This is a genomic window from Methylocapsa sp. S129, assembly GCF_009765995.1.
Classification (GTDB): Bacteria; Pseudomonadota; Alphaproteobacteria; order Rhizobiales; family Beijerinckiaceae; genus Roseiarcus.
This window is the reverse complement of the sequence record NZ_LMUI01000011.1, coordinates 704,996-726,993: the sequence shown is the minus strand read 5'-3', so window position 1 is coordinate 726,993 and position 21,998 is coordinate 704,996. Positions and strand designations below refer to the sequence as shown.

Annotated in this window: 20 protein-coding genes and 1 tRNA gene; 14 read left to right on the top strand and 7 right to left on the bottom strand. The window is 63.6% G+C overall.

What is annotated here, in order from left to right:
- Positions 1–212 precede the first annotated feature (212 nt).
- From GSQ90_RS05870 to GSQ90_RS05850, 5 genes are all read left to right on the top strand, one after another.
- A complete protein-coding gene (locus tag GSQ90_RS05870; RefSeq protein ID WP_158813837.1) occupies positions 213–971 on the top strand; it encodes a sulfite exporter TauE/SafE family protein in 759 nt (252 codons plus the stop codon).
- A gap of 60 nt (positions 972–1,031) precedes the next feature.
- Positions 1,032–1,472, top strand: a complete 441-nt coding sequence (locus tag GSQ90_RS05865) for a GtrA family protein (RefSeq protein WP_158813836.1) — start codon at positions 1,032–1,034, stop codon at positions 1,470–1,472.
- Positions 1,473–1,507: 35 nt separating this feature from the next.
- Entirely contained in the window at positions 1,508–3,145 is a 1,638-nt protein-coding gene (locus tag GSQ90_RS05860; protein WP_158813835.1) for an acyl-CoA synthetase, read from the top strand.
- Positions 3,146–3,148: 3 nt separating this feature from the next.
- Positions 3,149–4,036, top strand: a complete 888-nt coding sequence (locus tag GSQ90_RS05855; protein ID WP_158813834.1) for a CHAD domain-containing protein — start codon at positions 3,149–3,151, stop codon at positions 4,034–4,036.
- 162 nt (positions 4,037–4,198) lie between these two features.
- A complete protein-coding gene (locus GSQ90_RS05850) occupies positions 4,199–4,468 on the top strand; it encodes a hypothetical protein (protein WP_158813833.1) in 270 nt (89 codons plus the stop codon).
- A 51-nt stretch (positions 4,469–4,519) separates the two neighbouring features.
- Here the strand turns inward: GSQ90_RS05850 and GSQ90_RS05845 are convergent, their stop codons facing one another.
- The 4 genes from GSQ90_RS05845 to GSQ90_RS05830 all read right to left on the bottom strand — a co-directional run bounded on the left by GSQ90_RS05845 (position 4,520) and on the right by GSQ90_RS05830 (position 8,781).
- On the bottom strand, positions 4,520–4,948 hold the full coding sequence (locus GSQ90_RS05845; protein ID WP_158813832.1) for a lysozyme inhibitor LprI family protein: 429 nt from the start codon (positions 4,946–4,948) through the stop codon (positions 4,520–4,522).
- Between the two features lie 104 nt (positions 4,949–5,052).
- A complete protein-coding gene (locus GSQ90_RS05840; protein WP_158813831.1) occupies positions 5,053–6,237 on the bottom strand; it encodes a pyridoxal phosphate-dependent aminotransferase in 1,185 nt (394 codons plus the stop codon).
- 86 nt (positions 6,238–6,323) lie between these two features.
- A complete protein-coding gene (locus GSQ90_RS05835) occupies positions 6,324–7,337 on the bottom strand; it encodes a D-2-hydroxyacid dehydrogenase family protein (protein WP_158813830.1) in 1,014 nt (337 codons plus the stop codon).
- 55 nt (positions 7,338–7,392) lie between these two features.
- On the bottom strand, positions 7,393–8,781 hold the full coding sequence (locus GSQ90_RS05830) for an MFS transporter (protein WP_158813829.1): 1,389 nt from the start codon (positions 8,779–8,781) through the stop codon (positions 7,393–7,395).
- Between the two features lie 201 nt (positions 8,782–8,982).
- Between GSQ90_RS05830 and GSQ90_RS05825 the strand changes: the two genes are divergently transcribed.
- On the top strand, positions 8,983–9,864 hold the full coding sequence (locus GSQ90_RS05825; protein ID WP_174247446.1) for a dienelactone hydrolase family protein: 882 nt from the start codon (positions 8,983–8,985) through the stop codon (positions 9,862–9,864).
- A gap of 15 nt (positions 9,865–9,879) precedes the next feature.
- Here GSQ90_RS05825 and GSQ90_RS05820 read toward each other — a convergent pair whose 3' ends face one another.
- On the bottom strand, positions 9,880–10,458 hold the full coding sequence (locus GSQ90_RS05820; protein ID WP_246731426.1) for a PadR family transcriptional regulator: 579 nt from the start codon (positions 10,456–10,458) through the stop codon (positions 9,880–9,882).
- Positions 10,459–10,689: 231 nt separating this feature from the next.
- Between GSQ90_RS05820 and GSQ90_RS05815 the strand changes: the two genes are divergently transcribed.
- Both GSQ90_RS05815 and GSQ90_RS05810 read left to right on the top strand, forming a co-directional pair.
- The gene (locus GSQ90_RS05815; RefSeq protein ID WP_158813827.1) at positions 10,690–11,778 is read left to right on the top strand and encodes a mandelate racemase/muconate lactonizing enzyme family protein; all 1,089 of its coding nucleotides are present in this window, start codon (positions 10,690–10,692) and stop codon (positions 11,776–11,778) included.
- Positions 11,775–13,418 carry a GMC family oxidoreductase gene (locus GSQ90_RS05810; RefSeq protein ID WP_158813826.1) on the top strand — a complete coding sequence of 548 codons (1,644 nt, stop codon included), beginning with the start codon at positions 11,775–11,777 and terminating at the stop codon, positions 13,416–13,418. The genes GSQ90_RS05815 and GSQ90_RS05810 overlap by 4 nt, the downstream gene beginning before the upstream one ends.
- Positions 13,419–13,511: 93 nt before the next feature.
- Here GSQ90_RS05810 and glpK read toward each other — a convergent pair whose 3' ends face one another.
- Positions 13,512–15,020 (bottom strand): glycerol kinase GlpK, encoded by a 1,509-nt coding sequence (glpK, locus tag GSQ90_RS05805; protein ID WP_158813825.1) that lies wholly within the window; start codon positions 15,018–15,020, stop codon positions 13,512–13,514.
- Positions 15,021–15,482: 462 nt separating this feature from the next.
- Between glpK and GSQ90_RS05800 the strand changes: the two genes are divergently transcribed.
- On the top strand, positions 15,483–16,643 hold the full coding sequence (locus tag GSQ90_RS05800; protein ID WP_210254823.1) for an NRAMP family divalent metal transporter: 1,161 nt from the start codon (positions 15,483–15,485) through the stop codon (positions 16,641–16,643).
- Positions 16,644–16,705: 62 nt separating this feature from the next.
- On the opposite strand, the gene GSQ90_RS05795 is transcribed toward GSQ90_RS05800, so the two are convergent.
- A tRNA-Arg gene (locus GSQ90_RS05795) sits at positions 16,706–16,782 on the bottom strand.
- 148 nt (positions 16,783–16,930) lie between these two features.
- On the opposite strand from GSQ90_RS05795, the gene GSQ90_RS05790 reads away from it, so the two are divergent.
- The 5 genes from GSQ90_RS05790 (at position 16,931) to GSQ90_RS05770 (ending at position 21,810) form a co-directional block, all read left to right on the top strand.
- Positions 16,931–18,775, top strand: a complete 1,845-nt coding sequence (locus GSQ90_RS05790; protein WP_158813823.1) for an IlvD/Edd family dehydratase — start codon at positions 16,931–16,933, stop codon at positions 18,773–18,775.
- Between the two features lie 272 nt (positions 18,776–19,047).
- The gene (locus GSQ90_RS05785) at positions 19,048–19,746 is read left to right on the top strand and encodes a GNAT family N-acetyltransferase (RefSeq protein WP_246731425.1); all 699 of its coding nucleotides are present in this window, start codon (positions 19,048–19,050) and stop codon (positions 19,744–19,746) included.
- Positions 19,743–20,576 (top strand): isocitrate lyase/phosphoenolpyruvate mutase family protein, encoded by an 834-nt coding sequence (locus tag GSQ90_RS05780; RefSeq protein WP_158813821.1) that lies wholly within the window; start codon positions 19,743–19,745, stop codon positions 20,574–20,576. The genes GSQ90_RS05785 and GSQ90_RS05780 overlap by 4 nt, the downstream gene beginning before the upstream one ends.
- Entirely contained in the window at positions 20,573–21,046 is a 474-nt protein-coding gene (locus tag GSQ90_RS05775) for a GNAT family N-acetyltransferase (RefSeq protein WP_158813820.1), read from the top strand. The genes GSQ90_RS05780 and GSQ90_RS05775 overlap by 4 nt, the downstream gene beginning before the upstream one ends.
- 20 nt (positions 21,047–21,066) lie before the next feature.
- Positions 21,067–21,810: an SDR family oxidoreductase gene (locus GSQ90_RS05770; RefSeq protein ID WP_158813819.1), complete on the top strand. Its 744-nt coding sequence runs from the start codon at positions 21,067–21,069 to the stop codon at positions 21,808–21,810.
- Positions 21,811–21,998 lie beyond the last annotated feature (188 nt).

Genomic DNA, 21,998 nt, shown 5'->3' with positions numbered 1-21,998 from the left:
AAAAGGCTTGCGGATCGGCCCGCCACTCGGCATATACCTCGGCGTAGCGGCTGGTCATCGTCGCATCCTCCCCGGCGGCCATTGTTTTGCTTTTGGATTCCTGCCGCAAGCTTCACACGGCGTAATTGTTGACGCGCGTTGCGATCGAACGCAATGCGCATTGCGTGGACGCCGGGCGCGGAGCCAAGAAAACGAAACGAAAAGCGAAAAACATGCTTGTCGACTGGACCTTCTATCTCGCCGCCATCCCCGCAGTGATCCTCGTGGGACTTTCCAAGGGAGGCTTTTCGGGCTTGAGCATGATGGCGATGCCGTTGTTGTCGTTGGCGGTGTCGCCGGTACAAGCGGCGGCGATCATGCTGCCGATACTGATCGTCCAGGATTGGGTCAGCGTTTGGGCGTTTCGGCGCGATTTCGAGCCGCGCAACCTTCTCATCCTGATTCCAGCTTCGCTGATCGGGATCGGCGCCGGCTGGATGCTTTATTCGGATGTCAGCGAAGCGCTGGTCAGACTCGCCGTCGGCGTGATCTCGATCGGCTTTGTCGCCTATATGGTCATCCGCTCGCGCGGCGGCGAACCCGCGCCTTCGCAGGGAAAGGTCGCGCCGGGGATTTTCTGGGGGGCGCTCGCCGGGTTCACCAGCTTCGTCAGCCACGCCGGCTCGCCGCCTTTTCAGGTCTATGTGATGCCGCAAGGCCTGTCGCCACGCTTGTTCGCCGGCACTGCGGTGATGGTCTTTGCCGCGATCAACTTATTGAAAGTCATTCCTTATTTTGCTCTTGGGCAGTTCAGCCGCGAGAACCTGATGGCGGCGGCGACATTGTTTCCGCTCGCCATTCTCGCAACGATGGCTGGGGTCTGGCTGGTGCGGCGCGTGCCGGCTGACCGCTTCTATAATCTGGTCTATGCGATGACCTTCCTGATCGGACTGCGCCTTGTCTGGGTCAGTTTGAGCGAAATACTGAGCTAACCGATCCTTAAGGCGCGGGGGCGCAGTTTGGCTTTTTGCAAAGCAAAACGAGGCGATGCAATGAGCCTGAGCGGGCCGGAGGCCCTCGAACGGAAAAGCGCCTTGGCGCGTCAGATACCCGCCTTCCTCGTCATTGGCGCGCTGGGCTTTTGCATCGACGCCGCGATCACGATTTCCCTCGCACAAGGGTTCGGCGTGCCCCCGCTTTTGGCGCGCCCGCCCGCTTTCGTCATTGTGACGCTCATCAATTTCGCCCTCAATCGCACCTTTACGTTCCGCTCCGCCGGCGCGCCATGGCTCACGGCATTGGCGCGCTACGTGCTCGTCTGCCTTGCCGGTTTGGCGGTGAACTATGCGGTTTACGCGGCCTGCCTGGCGCTGGCGCCCTCGTTTGGCGTCGCGATTTCCCCGGCGACGCTGACTTTGTTTGTCGCCTGCGGCACGGCGGCGGCGACATTGCTGACGTTTGTGGGCTTTCGCTCCTACGCTTTCCGGCGCTAAAGTCGGGAAGTCCTTCCCGAGCCAGAGCCCCGGCCATGATTGTTTCGCCTTACGATCAGGACCTTGACCGCAATCCCGCCAATTTCCAGCCGCTGACGCCGCTTTCCTTTCTGGAGCGCGCGGCCGCTGTTTTCCCCGATCGCCTGGCGATCGTGCACGGGCCGTTGCGGCGCGATTATCGCGACTTTTATGCGCGCGCGCGTCGCCTTGGCTCCGCGCTGGCGCGGCGCGGCTTCAAACGCGGCGATACGATCGCCGTCATGCTCGCCAACACGCCGGCGATGCTGGAATGCCATTACGGCGTGCCGATGTGCGGCGCGGTTCTCAACGCCCTCAACACGCGCATGGACGCCGCCGCCCTCGCCTTCATGCTCGATCACGGCGAAGCCAAAGCGCTGATTGTCGATCGCGAGTTTTCGGCGACGATCGCTCATGCGCTGACCTTATGCAAAGTGCGCCCGCTTCTGATCGATTACGACGATCCCGAATATGTCGGCTCTGGCGCGAAGCTCGGCGGACTCGATTACGAGGCCCTGCTCGCCGAGGGCGACCCCGATTACGCCTATAGCGCGCCGCAGGATGAATGGGACGCCATCTCGCTGAACTATACGTCGGGCACGACAGGCGATCCCAAAGGCGTCGTCTATCATCACCGCGGCGCCAATCTCCTGGCGCTCGGCAATGTCGTCACCGCCGATATGGGCCGGCATCCCGTCTATCTCTGGACGCTGCCGATGTTTCACGCCAACGGCTGGTGTTTCCCGTGGTCGATCAGCGTCAAGGCGGGCGTGCATATTTGCCTGCGCCAGGTGCGCGCCAAACAGATGTATGCGCTGATCGCCGAGCATGGCGTCACGCATTTGTGCGGCGCGCCGATCGTCATGTCGACGCTGCTCAATGCGCCCGATGAGGAGAAACGCGCCCTGCCCCATCTCGTGCGTTTCTTCACCGCCGCCGCGCCCCCGCCCGCCGCCGTGCTCGCCGCCATGCGTGAAGCGGGCTTCGAGGTGACGCATCTCTACGGCTTGACGGAGACCTATGGTCCCGCCGTCGTCAACGACTGGCAGGAGCACTGGAACGATCTCGACGGCCCCGAACAGGCCGCGCTCAAATCGCGGCAGGGCGTGCGCTATCACGCGCTGGATGCGCTCGACGTCATGGATCCTGAGACGATGACGAGCGTTCCCGCCGATGGCGAGACGCTCGGCGAAGTGATGTTTCGCGGCAATGTCGTCATGAAGGGTTATCTCAAGAACAAACCCTCGACGGACAAGGCGTTCGAGGGCGGCTGGTTTCACTCGGGCGACCTCGGCGTCAAACATCCCGACGGCTATGTCCAGTTGAAGGATCGTTCGAAGGACATCATCATTTCGGGCGGCGAGAATATTTCGTCGATCGAGGTCGAAGACGCCCTGTTTCAGCACCCCGCCGTGCAACTTGTGGCGGTGGTGGCGCGGCCGGACGAGAAATGGGGAGAAACCCCTTGCGCTTTTGTCGAATTAAGGCCGCAGATGAGCGCGACCGCCGAAGAACTGATCGAATGGTGCAGGGGGCGCCTGGCGGGTTATAAGCGCCCGCGTCACATTGTCTTCATGGAAATCCCGAAAACATCCACCGGCAAGGTGCAGAAGTTTGTGCTTCGCGAGCGAGCGCGCGCCATTGACCAGGCTTGAGGGATGACCAGCAAGAGCGATCCATGGCCGGAGCATTGCCGCCGGCGGCTGATCGCGGCCATTCTCGACGCGGCCGATCTTTTCCCCCATTCGGGCGAGGACAGCGGAACGCGCATTCATGATTCGCGCAAAGCGCTGAAAGAGGCGCGCGCTGCCGCCCGGCTGTTCGCCGTCGCGGTCGGCCCGCCCGCTTATGAGGCGGTAAGCGCCCTGGAATCCGCGCGCCGCCAGCTCGGCCGCGCGCGCGACCTCGACGTCATGCCCGCCGCGCTCGCCAGCCTGGGAACCGCCATCGACGCGGAAACCTCCGCGCGTCTCGCCCGCGCCATCGCCTTCGAGCGGGAGGTCGCGCGTCACGCGCATCGCAACATCGACGTCGCGGCCGAGATTGCGCGATTGCGCGAACTCGCCCGATCGATCGAGGCTTGGGAGATCGCCCCGGAGGTGACCACAACGCAATTGCTCAAGGCGCTGCGCGTGGCTTACCGCGCAGCGCGCCGACATGGGCGGCGCGCGCTGGCGCGCAGCGACGCGCATGAGCTGCATCAGTTGCGCGCGCAGATCGTCGACCTTGGCCATCATTTCGCGGCGCTGGAGGCCGCCTGGCCGGCGCTGTTCGCGGCGATCGGCGCGGAATTCCAGCGCATGCGCCAATCGCTTGGCGAGCACAACGACCTGACGGTCCTCGCCGAATTCGCCGTCGGCAGCCGCGACCTCTCGCTGATGCAGATGACCGATCTGGCGCTGAAGGTGGAGCGCCGTCAAAAGCAATTGACCCGCCGCGCCCGCAAGCAATTCGAGCGCCTATTCGCCGAACGGCCAAGCGCGCTGGAGCGGCGGCTGGCGGCCTATCTCGAATATCCGAAGACGCGAATGAAAGAAGAAAGCTGAGCGCTTTCCCGCGCGCTCGCGCGGCCATCGTGCGTCGGCTCTTCAACTACGCGTGATTTCAACTATGCGTGAAACCCGTTGAGACGCGAAGCTCGAATCCTCACGTGATCTCCCATGGTCTGATCCGCTTTGGATGAGACTTAAAATCACGGAGGAAATGCTATGCGCAATCTGATCGTGGCCGGAAGCGCGGCCGCTTTGTTTCTGGCGCTCGGGTCGGTCGCGGCTAACGCCGCCAATCCCAATGTTCCATCCTATTCGCCCTATGCGATCATGGCGTACGACGCCCCCTCGGCGCCTCAGCCTCAGGTCATGGAGCCTCGGATGGGCGAGCGCCGCGCAGCGTTTATCGGCGGCCAACCCGTGGCGGCCGTCGCCAACGGCAACGTACCGTCCTATTCGCCTTATGCGATCATGCCTCAGGCGCAGTGACGCTTCGGGCGTATTGCCTCAAGGAATGAGGATTGGTTGATCCAAGGACGGTTACGGATACCGCGCCTTCATCTCCGCGATGCGTTGCGCATCGTGGTCGATGATGCAGGCAAGGCGCGGGTCGCCGCCTTTGGCGCTCATGCCGGCTTCAAACGGCGCGACATCCTGACAATCGGTGTCGCGCCAGCCGAGCCATTGCGCCTCCGATTCATTGAGCGATCGTTTCCATCGCGCCTTTTGCGCAGAAAGCAATCCGACGCGCGTATCGATGGATTTGGCGGCGGCGTCGATGACGGCGGCGAGGTCTTTTTCTGACTTATCGGCGGCGGCGCGAAGGCAATCGGCGAGTTCCCGCGCGCCGATCTTCTTGCTATCGCAGACAATCTGCGAAGGACGCAAATCGTCGGCCCGAGCCTTGTCGGCCAAAGCCATCGGCGCCGCGGCCAGACAAATCGCCAGGGGGAAGAGCAATCTTCGCATAATCGGGGATCCAAAGCGGCGATTCATCGTCCAAATAACGGGATTCGGACGGGTTGTGTCAATGACATCGGCGAGTTTTACGGGACGGGGCGGCGCCGGCGTTTTCATCGGACCGTGTTTCGACGGCTGAGAAAATCACCGATGCGCTCCAAAGCGCGCCGAATATTGACGGTAGAATTGGCGTAAGACAAACGGATGAACCCTTCCCCGAAAACGCCGAAATCAGGGCCGCCGATGGTCGCCACGCCGGAATCGTCGAGCAAAGCGGAAGCCAGCGCCTTGGCCTTCCAGCCCGTAGCGGCGATATTAGGGAAAGCATAGAAGGCGCCTTTGGGAACCGCCGCGCGCACGCCCGGCAATTGGTTCAACCCCTCGACCACGACAGAGCGGCGCGCGTCGAATTCGGCGACCATCGCGCGCACGGCGTCCTGCGGCCCGGTCAACGCCGCGAGGCCGGCAAATTGCGTCGGCGCGTTGACGCAGGAATAGGAATTGACCGCAAGCTTGCGCGCGTTTTCATAAAGCGCGGCCGGCCAAATGGAATAGCCGAGCCGCCAGCCGGTCATCGCATAAGTCTTCGACCAACCGTCGAGCATGATCAGCCGATCGCGGATTTCGGGATAGGCGAGCAGCGTCTGATGCGCGAGGCCGTCATAGGTCATCTGGCCGTAAATCTCGTCCGATAGAAGCGCGACATCGGGCCATTTGGCGAGGCCCGCCACGAGCTTGTCGATTTCGGCTTTCGGCGTGACGCCGCCAGTCGGATTGGCGGGCGAATTGATGATCAGGAGGCGCGTCTGCGGCGTGATCAGCGCCAGCGTCTCCTCCGCCGAAAAGGCGAAGCCGTTTTCCTCGCGCACCGGCACGGGAACCGGCCGCGCGCCGGTATATTCGATCATCGAGCGATAGATGGGAAAGCCGGGGTCGGGATAAAGGATATCGACGCCCGGCTCGCCGAACATCAAGATCGCCATATACATCGTCACCTTGCCGCCCGGCACGATCATGACGAGATCGGGCGAGACTTCGACGCCATGGCGGCGCTTGAGGTCAGCCGCCACCGCCTCGCGCAGCGGCAAAATGCCGGTGGCGGCGGTATAGCCATGATGCCCGTCATGCAGCGCTTTGACTGCCGCCTCGACGATATGAGGGGGCGTCGAAAAATCGGGCTGGCCGATCCCCAGATTGATGATGTCGCGCCCCTGACGCTGCAATTCGGCGGCCTTGGCGAGCACCGCGAAGGCGTTTTCCTCGCCGATGCGCGAAAAAGCGGGATTGACGTGCAGCATGGAGCGTTTCCTCAGGTTTGTTGACGCTGTTGTGCCGCGAAAGGGGGGACGGGATCAAGCGGGGAGGTTTTACCCCTCCCTTAGGGCTATCGAGGAGGGAGCGCGCGCTGCTTTTCGTGTTTCAGCGCGTCCGGATTGGCCACCCGCACCGGCGCGCCGCGCGCAAACGCCGCCATCGCCTCGGGGACGGGGCCGTAGAAGGCGCGCAAAGTCTCGCGCGTGACATAGCCCAGATGCGGCGTGACCGTGACATTGTCCATCGTCCGGAACGGATGATCGGCAGGCGGCGGTTCGAGATCGTAGACGTCGATGCCCGCGCCGGCGATGCGGCGCGCGCGCAGCGTCTCGATCAAAGCGGGTTGATCGACGATCGGCGCGCGCGACGTGTTGATGAGATAGGCGCCCGGCTTCATCAGCGCGAGTTCGCGCGCCGTCACCAGGCCGCGCGTGCGTTCGCTGAGCACGACATGGATCGACAGGATGTCGGCCTCGCGGAACAGAGCATCCTTGGAGACGTAGCGAACGCCGACCGCCGACGCGGCTTCTTCCGTAAGGTTCTGGCTCCAGGCGATCGTTTTCATGCCGAACACATGCGCGTATTCGGCCATCCGCTTGCCAATGCGGCCGAGCCCCAGAAGACCCAGGGTTCGTCCCGCAAGAATGACGCCAACCGTGCTCTGCCAGCCGCCCTCGCCCATGCGCCGGTTTTCGGTAGCGAGATGACGGACGGTGGCGATCATCAGGCCCCAGGCGAGTTCGGGCGTCGCATTGGCGATTCCCGCGAGAGCAGGCGCGCGCGTATCGGAATGGACGACGATCACCCCATGATCGGTCGCCGCCGCCATGTCGAGGTTGGGCAGGGAAAGGCCGACGATCGTCACCAGTTTCAGATGGGGAAGCTTTTCGAACAGGCTGCGCGGCAGCGCCATGCGCTCGCGCACCGTGCACAGCACGTCGAAGGGTTTCAGCGCCGACGCCGCTTCCTCTTCGGTGAGATGGCGGTCGAAGACCGTGATCTCGGCGATGCCCGCCAGCGGCGACCAGTCGGCCGAGTCCAGCGCGACGCGTGCGTAATCATCAAGGATGGCGAGTTTCAACATGGCGGCTCCTCCTGCGGCGAAACAACCAAAGCGCGAGATATCCCGGCCTGCGCGCTCACAGCGTATCGGCGACGGGCTGCGGTTCGCGCGGCGGCGGCGAAGACGCATAGCGAAGGCGCCAGAGGCTCGCCGCTCCGGCGCCGGCGGCGAACAAAGCGGCGACGCCAAGCGCGAGAGGCTCTGCGTTTGAGGCGAAGCGAAAAGAGATGGCGGCCAGCGTCGCGCCAGTCGTTTGGCCAATCAGGCGCGCCGTTGCGAGCATCCCGCCCGCCGCGCCGCTGCGCGCGATCGGCGCCGCCAACAGCATCGTGCGATTGTTCGGCGTCTGGAAGAAGCCGAACCCGAAGCCGCAGATCGCCATGCGCCAGACGATCGCAAGAGACGTCGCATCGACCGGCAGGAGCGCGAGGGACATGAGCCCCAGCGCCAGCAAGGCAAGGCCGGCGCCGCTGAGGATGGGGGCGGGAAACCGGTCGGCCAAAGGCCCGGCGACCGCCGCCGCGACTCCTGTCGCGAGGGGCCATGGCGTCATCAGAAGACCGGTGTCGACCTGGCTGCGATGCAAAACGCCCTGGAGATAGAAGGGCAGCGACACGAAGGCGATCATTTGCGCGGCGAAGGAGGCGATAGAGGTGACGACGGTCAGCGAGAAAACCTTGTTTCTGAGCAGGTCGATCGGCACGAGGGGGTTGGGTTGCGCGCGCGATCGCAGCAGCAATGTCAGGCCGGTCAGCGCGGCCAGGACGAGTTCGGCGCCGCCGATCCATGGATTGCCGCCGCGCGTGAGCGCATCGACGCCGGTGAAGCCGAAACCGAAAGTCGCGATATTGAGCAGCGTGCTGGCGAGATCGAGCTTTCCCGATGTCGGGCTGGCGGGCAATGACGCGCGCGCGACAAAGAACGCAAGAATGCCGATGGGAAGATTGACCGCGAATAGCCATTCCCATGGTCCCAGCGACAGAATGCCGGAAGCGACGGTCGGGCCGAACGCCGCGGCGCCCGCCACCACAAGCGCATTGAGACCGACGCCGCGACCGAGCATTCTCTTGGGATAGGTGAATCGCACCAGCGCGCCATTGACGCTCATGATGCCGGACGCGCCCAGCCCCTGCAGGACGCGGGCGGCGATGAGGATGGGAAGGCTGTCGGCGAGCGCGCAGCCGAGAGACGCCACGGTGAAAATGACGATGCCGACCAGATAGACGCGGCGATAGCCAATCATTTCGCCCAGCGCCGCCAGCGGCAACAGCGAGACGACGACCGCCAGTTGGAAGCCGTTCACGACCCAGACCGTTTGATCGGGCGCAGCGGAGAGCTCGCGCGCAATCGTCGGCAAAGCCACATTGGCGATCGCGCCGTCGAGCACGGCCATGGTCAAGGCGATCCAGACCGCGAGCGCCGACCAATAACGCTGCGGAACCGGCAGACCGTCAGACTCGACCATCGATTCTCCATCCTGGAAATGCGGGCGCATCGGCGCGCAATGGCGCCCTAACGCGGACCGGGCCTTTTTGGAACCATTTTGGCGCGATCGCCGCTACACAAAACATTGATTCGCCCGAAATATGCGGCGCGCGGATAGATTTGGCCCCGGCCCTTCCCAAACCTCGCCGCAATGGACGGCTACGCCCGATCGTCCGCATCCATGGAGTCCTTCATGCTCGACCTCGATCATCTGACCTCCTTGCAGCCGCCCGCCGCCCCTCTCAACCGCCGCGCTTTGGTCAAGGCGAGCCTGACCGTCGGCTTTTGCGCCGCCGTCGCGCCGGTCTGGGCGCAGGTGGTGACGACTTCGGCCGAAGGCCTTGTCGCCGGCGAAGTCAAAATCCCCGCCGGCGACGCCGATATTCCCGCCTATCGCGCGATGCCCGACCGCGGCGGCCCATTCCCGACCGTCCTGGTGATCCACGAAATTTTCGGTGTCCATGAATATGTCAAGGACGTGTGCCGGCGCTGGGCCAAGCTCGGCTATTACGCGATCGCGCCCGATCTTTATGCGCGCGAAGGAGACGCTTCGAAAGAGCCCGATATGGCCAAATTGATGGCGGACATCGTCTCGAAAGTCCCCGACGCGCAAGTGCAGAGCGACCTCGACGCCACTTTCGCTTTCGCCAAGGCGAGCGGCTCAGCCGATGTCTCGCGCGCCGCCGTAACCGGCTTTTGCTGGGGCGGGCGACAAAGCTGGCTCTACGCCGCGCATAATCCGGCGCTGAAGGCGGCGGTCGCCTGGTATGGACCGCTTGCGGGAGCGGCGAGCGCGCTGAAACCGAAGAATCCGCCCGATGTCGTCGACGAACTCAAAGTTCCCGTGCTTGGCCTCTATGGCGGCAAGGACCCCGGCATCACGGTCCCGCAAATCGAGGCGATGAACCAGAAGCTGACCGCCGCGGGCGGCGCCTCGAAGATCATCGTCTATGCCGATGCGGGCCACGCCTTCCATGCGGATTATCGACCCAGCTACAACAAGGCCGACGCCGAAGCGTCATGGAAGGAAGCGACGGCATGGCTGAAAGATCACGGCGTCTAAGAAGACGCCGTGGCTTCAGCTCTCCTCGACGGCTTTGGCCGCCGCGTCGATCGCCGCGGCGATGATGCGGATTTGTTCGTCGGTCGTGGGCCGGCCCCTAAGCCGCAACCTGAGCGCAACGCCGAGGTTCTCCATGGCGCGCATGACCGACAGCGGCGGCCCGCGACGCGAGGAATTGGCTTCGGAAACCCGCGCCAGAATGGCGTCGACCAGCGTGCGGTTGGCTTCAAGGAAGGCGAGGCCTTCGGCTGAGAGCGTATAGAGCCGACGCCCGCTATGCTCGTCGGTGACGGTGGCGTGGCCGACTTCCTCAAGCAGCGTCAGGGTCGGATAGACGACGCCCGGGCTCGGGCTGTAGCCGCCGCCGACGCGCTCTTCGAGGTCTTTGATGATCTCGTAGCCGTAGCGGGGCTTCTCCTTGAGCAGCGCCATAATGACAAGGCGAAGGTCGCCATGTTCGAAAACGCGCTCGCTGTCGCGGCCGCGAAATCCGCCGCGGCGATGATGGCCGTCCATGCCGCCATGGCGTCCGCGCCCAAAGTCGTCGCGCGCGGCATGGCCGGGTTCGTGTCGATGGAAATGTCTGAAAAACAATGTTCTCTCCTGAGTTGAATGACATATTACGATATGTCGTGACTTAAGATATATCTTGATAAGCTCTTGTCAAGAGCGGCGCGGCAATTTTTTTGGCCGCGGCGCATGCGCGTGTTTTTTCGCGGCCCGCCCCTTGCGCCCCGCGACAAATTGGCCTTCTGGGTTGGCGAACGTCACGCAAGCGCCGTCGACCGCTACGAATGCGCGCGCGATTCTGGAGGAATTCCCACTGTGGCCAAACTGACCTCGATCGAGCCCGGCTTTTATCGCATCCCGCTGCCCGAAGCGCTCAGCGACAGCACCCACGGCGAAATCCGCGCCTTCGAACTCAACACCATTCGCCTCCGCGACGCAGACGGGGCGGAGGGCGTCGGCTACACCTTCACGGTCGGGCGCAACGGCGCGGCGATCGACGCCATCCTGACGCGCGAAATGCGCGACATCTTCGCCGACGCCGAGGCCGACCATATTGAAAGCTTGTGGCAAAAGGCATGGTGGGCGCTCCATTATGGCGGTCGCGGCGGACCGACCGTCCTCGCCATATCCGCTTTCGACATCGCGCTGTGGGACCTCAAGGCGAAGCGCGCAGGACTGCCGCTGTGGAATTTTCTTGGCGGCTTCGATCCTAAGGTTCCGTGCTATGCCGGCGGCATCGACCTCGACCTGCCGCTGGAGAAACTGCTGCGCCAGACCGACGGCAATCTCGCCAAAGGCTTTCGCGCGATCAAGATGAAGGTCGGCCGCAAGCGTCTCGCCGAAGACGCCGAGCGCGTGAAGGCGATGCGCGCGCATCTGGGCGACGGTTTCCCGCTGATGGCGGACGCCAATATGAAATGGACCGTCGATGAGGCGATCCGCGCCGCCCGCGCGCTGCAGCCCTACGACCTGACATGGATCGAGGAGCCGACCATTCCCGACGATCCCGCGGGACATGCGCGCATCGTGCGCGAAGGCGGCCTGCCGGTGGCGGCCGGCGAGAACCTGCGCACGCTGTGGGAGTTCAAACAATATATCGCGTCGGGCGCAGTGACCTATCCCGAGCCCGACGTCACCAATTGCGGCGGCGTCACGCAATTCATGAAGATCGCCCATCTCGCTGAGGCCTTCAACATGCCGGTGACCAGCCATGGCGCCCATGACGTGACGGTGCATCTCCTCGCGGCCTGCCCGAACCGCAGCTATCTGGAAGCCCATGGCTTCGGCCTCGATCTTTATATCGCGGAGCCGCTGCGGATCGAGGAGGGTTGCGCGATTGCGCCGAACCGGCCGGGCCATGGCATTGTCTTCGATTGGAAGAGCCTGGAGAAAATCCGCGCGTGAGCGAACGTTATGACTACATCGTCGTCGGCGGCGGCTCGTCCGGCTGCGTCGCGGCGGCCAAGCTGGTGAGGGACGCGGGCGCCCGCGTGCTGCTGCTTGAAGCCGGGCATTCGCATCGCCATCCGCTGCTGGATATGCCGCCGGGCATCTTCAAGATGATCAACGGCAGCAAGTTCATGCGCTATCACCACACCGTTCCGCAGGACCATTTGAACGGACGCGTCCACGACATTCCGCAAGGCCATGTTCTGGGCGGCGGCTCGTCGGTCAACGCTCAGGTCTATATGCGCGGGCGGCCTTCCGATTATGACGAATGGGACGCGATGCTGCGCGGCGACAATGATTATCCGGGCTGGGGCTGGGCCGATGTGCTGCCGCACTTTCGCGCGATGGAAGGCAACAACCGACTTTGCGACGAGCGGCATGGCGCCGACGGGCCGGTGCTGGTGTCGGACCCTGGACATATCGACGATGTCTCGCGCTGGTTCGTCCAGAGCGTGCAGGCTTTGGGCGAACCTTTCAGTCATGACTTCAATGGGCCGAAGCAAAGAGGCGTCGGCTTCTATCAATTCACCAATCGGCGCGGCAAACGCAGCAGCGCGGCCTACGCGTTCATTACGCCGCTGGCGGACAATCCCAATCTGACGATCCGCCTCGGCGCGCAAGCGCGCCGCATCGAATTGGCGAACGGTCGCGCCGTCGGCGTGACCTATCGCGATGCGAGCGGCGCCGAACGGCAGGCTTTCGCGGATGGCGAAGTGATCGTCGCCGCCGGCGCGCTGGCGACGCCGCAATTGCTGATGCTTTCCGGCATCGGCCCGGCTGACCATCTCAAGACGCATGGGATCGCCTGCATCGCGGACCTGCCCGGCGTCGGCGAGAACCTGATCGACCACCCGGAAGTTCCGATCATCGCCATCGCCAACGGCAAGCACGGCTATTACAAGCAGGGCGTCGGCTGGCGGATGCTGCTCAACGGTCTGCAATTCAAGCTGTTCGGCACGGGGCGGATCACTTCCGCGGGGGTGGAGGCCGGCGCCTTCGTCAATCCGATCGACCCCGAGGCGGACCCGACGATTCAAGCGTTCTGCGTGCCGATCGTCTACCTCGATCGTGACGCGCTCGGCCATGTCAAGGACACCTATGGCGTGACCATCACCACGGTGGTGGTGAAGCCGAAATCGCGCGGCTTCGTCAGACTCGCCTCGTCCAGTCCAGACGATATGCCGCTGGTCTCGCCCCATCTCCTCAAAGACCCGGCCGATGCGCGCGCGATGATCGACGGACAGCGTTTCTTCCTGCGCGCCTTCCAGACCGGCCCGCTCGCCAAGCGAATCAGCCATGTCGTCGCCCCCGATCCCAATGACCTCAGCGACGAGGCGATCATGAATCATTGCCGGCGTTTCGTGAAAACGAATTATCACCCGAGCGGAACATGCCGGATGGGCGCGAGCCACGATTCCTTGGCCGCGCTCGATGCGAAACTCCGGGTTCGCGGCGTCGACAATCTGCGCGTCTGCGACCTCTCCGCGATGCCCAATATCAATGCCGGCAACACCAACGCGCCCGCAATGATGCTCGGCGGCCGATGCGCCGAATTTATCACGGAGGCCGCGAGCGGCGGCGGGAGGGCCTCGTGAGCCAGGACGAAATGGAAGACGAGAAAGAGGGAGCGCGGGAGAACCTGATGCAGGCGCTGGCCGCGCTGCGCGACGGTCGCCTCGACGGCGCCGCTAAGCCGTCGACGGAGCGATGTTGCGCCCAACCGCATCGCGCCAACCGCGATAGCGCGATTCACGTTCATCGCGCGGCATCGAAGGCGTAAACCGGCGCTCCCTGCGCCAGTTCCGCGCGAATTCTTCCGGGCCGGGATAGACGCCCGCCTGCCAGCCCGCAAGAAAGGCCGCGCCGAGCGCAGTGGTTTCGAGAACGCCCGGCCGATCGACAGGCGCGTCAAGCATGTCGGCGAGAAATTGCATCGTCCAGTCGCTCGCGCTCATGCCGCCGTCGATGCGGATGACGGGATTGGCTTCCGGGCCCCCGCCCCTGCCTCCGTCAGCTTGCATCGCCGCGATAAGATCGCGCGTCTGGTAGGCGACGCTTTCGAGTGCGGCGCGCGCGATTTCCTTGCGCGTCGTCCCACGCGTCAGTCCGGTGATCGCGCCGCGCGCTTCGCTGTTCCAGTGCGGCGCGCCCAAACCGGTGAAGGCGGGCACGAAATAAACACGCTGCGCCGCATCCGCGCCGGCCGCGAGAGCCCCGGTCTCTGCGGCATTCGCGATAATTCCCAATCCGTCGCGCAGCCATTGCACGGTCGCGCCAGCGGAGAATATCGAGCCCTCGAGCGCGTAGCGGCGCGCGCCCTTCCATTGATAGGCGATGGTGGTCAACAACCGGTGTTTCGAGGCGACGGGCTCGTCGCCGGTATTCAACAAAACGAAGCCGCCGGTGCCATAGGTCGATTTCGCCATACCCGGCTGAAAGCACGCCTGTCCGATCAATGCCGCCTGCTGATCGCCTGCGACGCCGCGAATGGGCGCGGCGACGCCAAAATGTTCGGGCGAGGCGACGCCGAATTCGGCGGCGCAATCGCGCACCTCGGGCAACATCGAACGCGGCACGCCGAATAGCGCGAGAAGATCGTCATCCCAGGCGCCCGAATGAATGTCGAGCAGCAAGGTGCGCGAGGCGTTGGTCGCGTCGGTCGCGTGAACCTTGCCATTGGTCAGTCGCCACAACAGAAAACTGTCGACGGTGCCAAAAGCCAGTTCCCCTCGCTCGGCTTGGCTTCGCGCGCCCGACACATTGTCGAGCAGCCAGGCGATTTTGGTCGCCGAGAAATAGGGATCGAGCAGCAGGCCGGTTCGCTCGGCGACCAGGCGCTCATGTCCGCGCGCCTTGAGGTCGGCGCAGAGCGCGGCGGTGCGGCGGTCCTGCCAGACGATGGCGTTGTGAATAGGCCGCCCTGTCGCACGGCTCCATACCAACGTGGTTTCCCGCTGGTTGGCGATGCCGATTCCAGCCAAGGCGGAGGGCGCCAGACCGGCTTTGGTCAGCGCTTCGCGAACCGTCGCCAATGCCGAACGCCAGATGTCCTCAGGGTCATGCTCGACCCATCCCGGTTGCGGAAAGATCTGCCGGAATTCCTGTTGCGCGGTTGCGACCGGCGCCGCATCCGATCCAAACACAATGGTGCGCGTCGAGGTCGTGCCCTGATCGATGACGAGAATATGCCCGCTCATGGAGCGCCAATCCCTGCGAGAAATAAAAGAGGGCCGGGCGCAGCGCCCCGCCCCGTTCGCGGTCTCAAAAGCTCAGCCCTTCTTCGGAGGCTTAGCTGTCGCTGTCCAGGTGTTGAGCAGCGCATCATAATCGATCGTTTCGCCCGGCGCCGGAGACGGAATTGACGACGCCGCCAACGCCGATCATACGGGTGTCAACCTGGGGTTCGGGCGGATCGTGGCTCAATCAGCAGATTTGTTCTTTGTATGCGAACAGTAAGAGTCGCTCGTGATCTTCACAATCGAAAAAAACGAAGCGCCAATCGCGCATGCTGCGGAAATGGAAACGTGGCGCGCCAGCCGATGAATCCAAGGGATAGGTCGCCCGCTGCAGGCACGCCGCCCCGGGCGAAGCCGTCGGGTTCGACGCGGAGATCGGTCTTCGCGACGATCGGCGCCGTTTGGGGGCCGGGGCTCTTGGTGATGCTCGCCGATACGGACGCGGGCAATATTGTCACGGCGGCCGAGTCCGGCGCGCGTTGGGGATACCGCCTGGCGCCGTTGCTGCTTTTGCTGGTCCCCGTTTTGATCGTCGTCCAGGATCTGGCGGTCCGGATCGGTCTTTTCCGCCAATGCGGCTTTGGCGAACTGGTCCGCGAACGCTTTGGCCGCGTCGGCGCTTTTGTCGCCGCCGCGGCGTTGGTCGTGGCGACTTTGGGCTCGCTCGTGACCGAACTGACCGGGATCGCAGGCGTCGGCGAGCTTTACGGGGCGTCGCGCTGGCTTGTCCTGCCCCTGGCCAGCCTGACTTTGATCCTCGTCGCGCTGACCGGGGAATATCGGCGCGTCGAGCGCGTCGCTTTGCTGTTCGGCCTGTTTGAACTGAGTTTCCTGGTCGTGGCCTGGCGGTCCCACCCTTCGGGAGGCGAAATCATCCGCGATATCGCCGACCAGAAGTTGACCGATTTCAGCTATCTCTATCTGGGCGCCGGGCTGATCGGCGCGACATTCAATCCCTGGATGATCTTCTATCAAGCCTCGGCCGTTGTAGAAAAACGCCTTTCGCCTTCCGACTATCGCGCCGCGCGCTGGGATACGGCGGTGGGCGCCGTTCTGACGCAGCTTGTCACGGCCTCGGTGCTGGTCGCTATCGCAGCGCTCAAACGCGGCGGAACGGGCGCCTCGCTCAATGATATCGGCGAGATCAGCCAGGTGTTGACGCCGTTCCTGGGTGAGGCGACAGGCCGAATCGTGTTCAGCGCAGGCGTGGTCGGAGCGGCGATGGCCGCCGCTATCGTCAGTTCGCTTGCCTGCGCCTGGGGTTTGGGGGAAATTTTTGGGCTGAGACGGTCCCTTGAGCGCGAGGCGCGCCACCGCCTTGGCTTTCTCTCCGGATATGCTTTCTGGGTCGTTGGCAGCGCGATATTGGTCCTGTTCGTGCCCGATCTGATCTGGCTCTCGATCGGCATGCAGGTCCTCAATACCGTCCTATTGCCCGTCGTGGTCGCTCTCCTGGTGATCCTCGCCGCGACCGCATTGCCCGAAAGCGCGCGTTTGCGCGGCTGGCGTTTGTGGGTGACCGCGGGCGTTGTTGGCCTTGTGGCTATTGCAGGCGTGGCGGGCGCCTTCGCCGGGCTGCTGTGATCGACTTGGCGCGCCCAGCGCTGGGGCCCCCGCGATCGCCGCCCACTGCGCAAGCAAAAAAATGGCGCGCCCGGAGAGGCTCGAACTCCCAACCCTCGGTTTCGAAGACCGATACTCTATCCAATTGAGCTACGGGCGCGCGAACGCATGCCCATAACATGACGCGGGCGGCTCTGAAAGCCGGGCAAAAAACACCGGCGTTGATTTACCATACAATTGGTAGCATGTTAGAGCGAAGCAATCGCTCATGGCCACGAGCGAGGCGAATCATCGCAGGGGAAATGTCAATGAGCGGCAAGAACGAACCGTCCAAGCTGGGCGTCAAGGCCCCGGACAATAAGTACAAGGACGGCAAGCGGCGACTGCGCTCGACTCTCTGGTTCGACAATCCCGACAATCCCGGCATGACCGCGCTTTATATCGAGCGCTACCTCAATTTTGGCCTGACGCCGGGCGAATTGCGCTCGGGCAAGCCGATCATCGGCATCGCCCAGACCGGGTCGGACCTTTCGCCTTGCAATCGGCACCACCTGGAACTCGCCAAGCGCGTGCGGGACGGGATCATCGCCGCCGGCGGCATTCCATTCGAATTTCCGGTTCACCCGATCCAGGAGACCGGCAAGCGCCCAACCGCGGCGCTCGACCGTAACCTCGCCTATCTCGGGCTTGTCGAAACGCTGTATGGCTATTTCATCGACGGCGTCGTGCTGACGACCGGTTGCGACAAAACGACGCCCGCCTGCATCATGGCGGCCGCCACCGTCAACATTCCCGCCATCGTGCTGTCGGGCGGCCCGATGAACAACGGTTGGCACAAGGGCGAGCGGACCGGCTCGGGCACGATCGTCTGGAAGGCGCGCGAGGAACTGGCCGCCGGCAAGATCAACTATGAAGAGTTCATGGAAATCGTCACCTCTTCGGCGCCCTCGGTCGGCCATTGCAACACGATGGGCACGGCCTCGACGATGAATTCGCTCGCCGAAGCGCTCGGCATGAGCCTGCCCGGCTGCGCCGCCATTCCCGGCCCCCATCGCGAGCGTGGACAGATGGCCTATGAGACCGGCAAGCGCATCGTCGATATGGTGTGGGAGGATTTGAAGCCCTCCGACATTCTCACGCGCGAAGCCTTCGAGAATACGATCGTGGTCAACAGCGCCATTGGCGGTTCGACTAACGCGCCCATTCACATCAACGCCATCGCCCGCCATATCGGCGTGCGGCTCGCGATCGAGGATTGGGAGACGATCGGCCACAAGGTGCCGCTGCTCGTCAATATGCAGCCGGCGGGCAAATATCTCGGCGAGGAATTTCATCGCGCCGGCGGCGTGCCGGCGGTCGTCAACGAACTGATGAAAAAGAAGCTCATCCACAAGGGCGCGCTGACGGTCAATGGCAAGTCGATCGGCGAGAACTGCAAGGGCAAGGAAAGCGGCGATCTCGACGTCATCTTCCCGATCGACAAGCCGCTGAAGGCGGACGCCGGCTTCGTCGTGCTGCATGGTAATCTGTTCGACAGCGCGATCATGAAGACCAGCGTGATCGACGAAGAATTCCGCAAGCGCTACCTGTCCAACCCGAAGGACCCCGAAGCTTTCGAGGGTCGCGCCATCGTGTTCGACGGCCCCGAGGATTATCATCACCGCATCGAGGACCCCAAGCTCAAGATCGACGAGCATTGCGTGCTGTTCATTCGCGGCGCGGGCGCCATCGGCTATCCCGGCAGCGCGGAGGTCGTGAACATGCAGCCGCCCGCCGCGCTGATTAAAAAAGGCGTTCACGCCCTGCCCTGCATTGGCGATGGCCGACAATCGGGAACATCAGGCTCGCCTTCGATCCTGAACGCCTCGCCCGAAGCGGCGGTCGGCGGCGGGCTCGCGCTAGTGCGCACGGGCGACAAGGTGCGCATCGACTTGAAGAAGCGCACCGCCAATATGCTCATCACCGACAATGAACTCGAAGCGCGGCGCGCCAATTTCGAAAAGCACGGCTTTCCCTATCCGGCGAGCCAGACGCCCTGGCAGGAGATCCAGCGCGGCATCGTCGACCAGCTCGCCGACGGCATGGTGCTCAAGCCGGCGGTCAAATATCAGCGCGTCGCCCAGACCATGGGCATTCCGCGCGACAACCACTAGCGATGGCGTGCCTTTGAAATAAGAATGACGGTCGGACCCTGCGCGCGTCCGGCCGCCAGGAGCATCGCGACAAATTCGTTCGAAGCCCAAATTGAATTCTGTAGCGGCTCTTCCGCCGGACAGTTTGGCGAAGCTGTATGCTTCTGTCTCTAGGATCGCCCTCGCCTCTCGGCTATTCTGCCTCGAAAGCGCCGATGGACAGGCGCCGACCCCGGTCAATGGGCGATGTCGCGTGGAAGCGCCGCGAAGACAGATGGAGGACGGCTTTGAACGTGAGCGAACAACCGATCGGCGAACTTGTCGAGGCTCGACCCGCAAAACGCCCCGCACGCATAATTCTCTCGGGGCGCGCGGTCGATCTTGTTCCGCTCAACGCCGAGGCTCATGCCGATGCGCTGTTCGAAGGGGCGAACGGCGGCGACAAGGATCGCGTCTGGACCTATCTGTTCGACGCCCCTTCCACGGACCGCGCCGCCTTCCGCGCCAATATCGAGGCCAAGGCCAAATCGGAAGATCCGTTGTTTTTCGCAATCATCGACAAGGCCAGCGGCAAGGCGGTCGGCTACCAGACGTTGATGCGCATCGAGCCGCAGCACGGCGTGATCGAGGTCGGCAATATCATGTATACGCCGGCAATCCAGCGCACGATCGGCGCGACGGAGGCGCAATATCTGTTCGCGCGCTACGTCTTCGACGAACTCGGCTATCGCCGCTACGAATGGAAGTGCAATAATCTCAATGCGCCTTCGAAGCGCGCGGCGTTGCGTTTCGGCTTTACATTCGAAGGCGTGTTTCGCCAGCATATGATCGTCAAGGGCCGCAATCGCGACACCGCCTGGTTTTCGATGCTCGACAGCGAATGGCCCGCCCGCCGGGCCGCTTTCGAGCAATGGTTGGCTCCGGGCAATTTCGACGCCTCGGGCCGCCAAAAGTTCGCGCTGTCGACACTCAACGGGACGGATGCATCATGACCCTCACAATCGCCCAGAAGCGCGCCCGCTTCGCCGAAATCCACAAAGGTCCGGGCTGTTTCGTCATTCCTAATCCGTGGGATGTCGGCTCGACCAAATACCTGACCTCCCTCGGCTTCAAGGCGCTGGCGACGACCAGCGCCGGCGCCGCTTTCGCCGCCGGCCTGCCCGACGGCGGCATGACGCACAAGGCAGTGCTCGCCCATATCGCCGAGCTCGCAGCGGCGACCGACCTGCCCTTCAACGCCGATTATGAAGCGGGCTTCGCCGCTACGCGCGACGAATTGTATGAGAGCGCCGTGCGCTGCATCGCGACGGGAGTCGCCGGCTTCTCGATCGAGGATTACACGGGCGATTCCCACGCGCCTTTCTACGGCGTCAGGGAAGCGGCCGATCGCATTCGCGCCGCGCGCGCGGCCATCAATGCGAGCGGCGAGCGCGTGCTTCTGACCGCGCGCAGCGAAACGGTCCTGCGCGGACATCCGGACGGTCTCAACGAGGCGTTGCGCCGTTTGACAGCCTATGCGGAGGCGGGGGCCGACGTGCTCTATGCGCCGGGCGTGCGCAGCGCCGAGGACATCGGCCAGGTCGTGAAGACGGCCGGACCCTTGCCAGTCAATGTGCTGGCCATTGCGCCGGGGTTGACGCTCAAGCAACACGAAGATCTTGGCGTCCGCCGCGTCAGCGTCGGCGGCTCATTGGCGCGCGCCGCCTGGGGCGGGTTCATCAATGCGGCGCAGGATATCGCCCAGCACGGGCGATTCGACAGCCTCGCTCAAGGCGCGCCTTTCGCCGCGCTGAACAAATTGTTCAGCGGCGATCCGGCTTGACGTCTCCGCCCAGAGTGGCCGAGGCGCCGCCGCGCCGCGCGCAGATCGGCGATGTCGCCGCCGTCGAAGCGTTGCAGCACGCCGCCTATGCGCACAACCGCGACCTGCTCGGCGTCGAGCCGCTCCCCCTTCGCGCCGATTATAACGAGATCGTCGCGCAGATGGAGGTCTGGCTGTTCGGGCCGATCGAGGCGCTGCGCGGCGTGCTGGCGCTCAAAGCGGAGCCGGACGCCCTCCTCATCTGGAGCGTCGCCAGCGCGCCGCATGCGCAAGGCGCCGGGCTTGGCGCGTTCATGCTCGATTTTGCGCAGGCGCGGGCGCGCCAATTAAATCTGGCGGCGATCCGGCTCTATACCGGCGAGAAGCTGCAGGGCAATATCGACTGGTATCGGCGGCGCGGGTTTGCTATCGACCGCGTCGAAACGCTGGCCGATCGCAGAATCGTTCATATGAGCAAGCGGCTCGCATAAACCGGGAGGGACTTTAAAAAATGTCGCAACGTCTCAAGGGCAAGGTCGCGCTATTGACGGCGGCGGCGGCGGGCATAGGGCGCGCGACGGCGCAAGCTTTCCATGCGGAAGGCGCGCATGTGATCGCCACCGATCTCGACGCCGCCAAGATGGAAGGGTTGCAGGGCGATCTGCGCAAGCTCGACGTCCGCTCGACCGAAGCGGTCGAGGCTCTCGCCAAGGCGATCGGACCGATCGATATTTTGTTCAATTGCGCCGGCTTCGTTCATCACGGCACGGTCCTCGAATGTTCCGACAGCGATTGGGATTTCTCATTCGACCTGAATGTGAAGTCGATGCATCGCACCATCCGCGCCTTCCTGCCCGGCATGCTGGCCAAGGGGAGCGGGTCGATCGTCAATATTTCGTCGGGCGCCTCTTCGGTGCGCGGCATTCCCAACCGTTATGTCTATGGCGCTTCGAAAGCCGCCGTCATCGGACTGACCAAGGCCGTGGCGGCCGACACGATCAAGCGCGGCGTGCGATGCAACGCCATCTGCCCCGGCACGATCGAGAGCCCATCGCTCGACCAGCGCATTGCGACCTTGGCCAAGCAGACGAATCAATCGATCGAAACCGTTCGCCAGGCCTTTGTCGACCGCCAGCCGATGGGTCGGCTCGGCACGGCGGAGGAAATCGCCATGCTGGCGGTCTATCTAGCCTCGGACGAAAGCTCCTATACCACCGGCCAGATTCATCTGGCTGATGGGGGCTTCGCCCTATAGGAACCGCCCCGTCGCATGACGTTTCCCCAACGTCAGCCACGCTTTGTTAAGGTCAATTTTTAGGGTTAAGTCACCGTTAAGTTCTTCATGCCAATTTCCCTTCCGTTGAAAGCTTGCGCGAGGCTTTGGAGTCCGCGCCCAACGAAGGGATTCTGTCATGGGCGGATTAAAGGCCCTCTTTCTCGTCA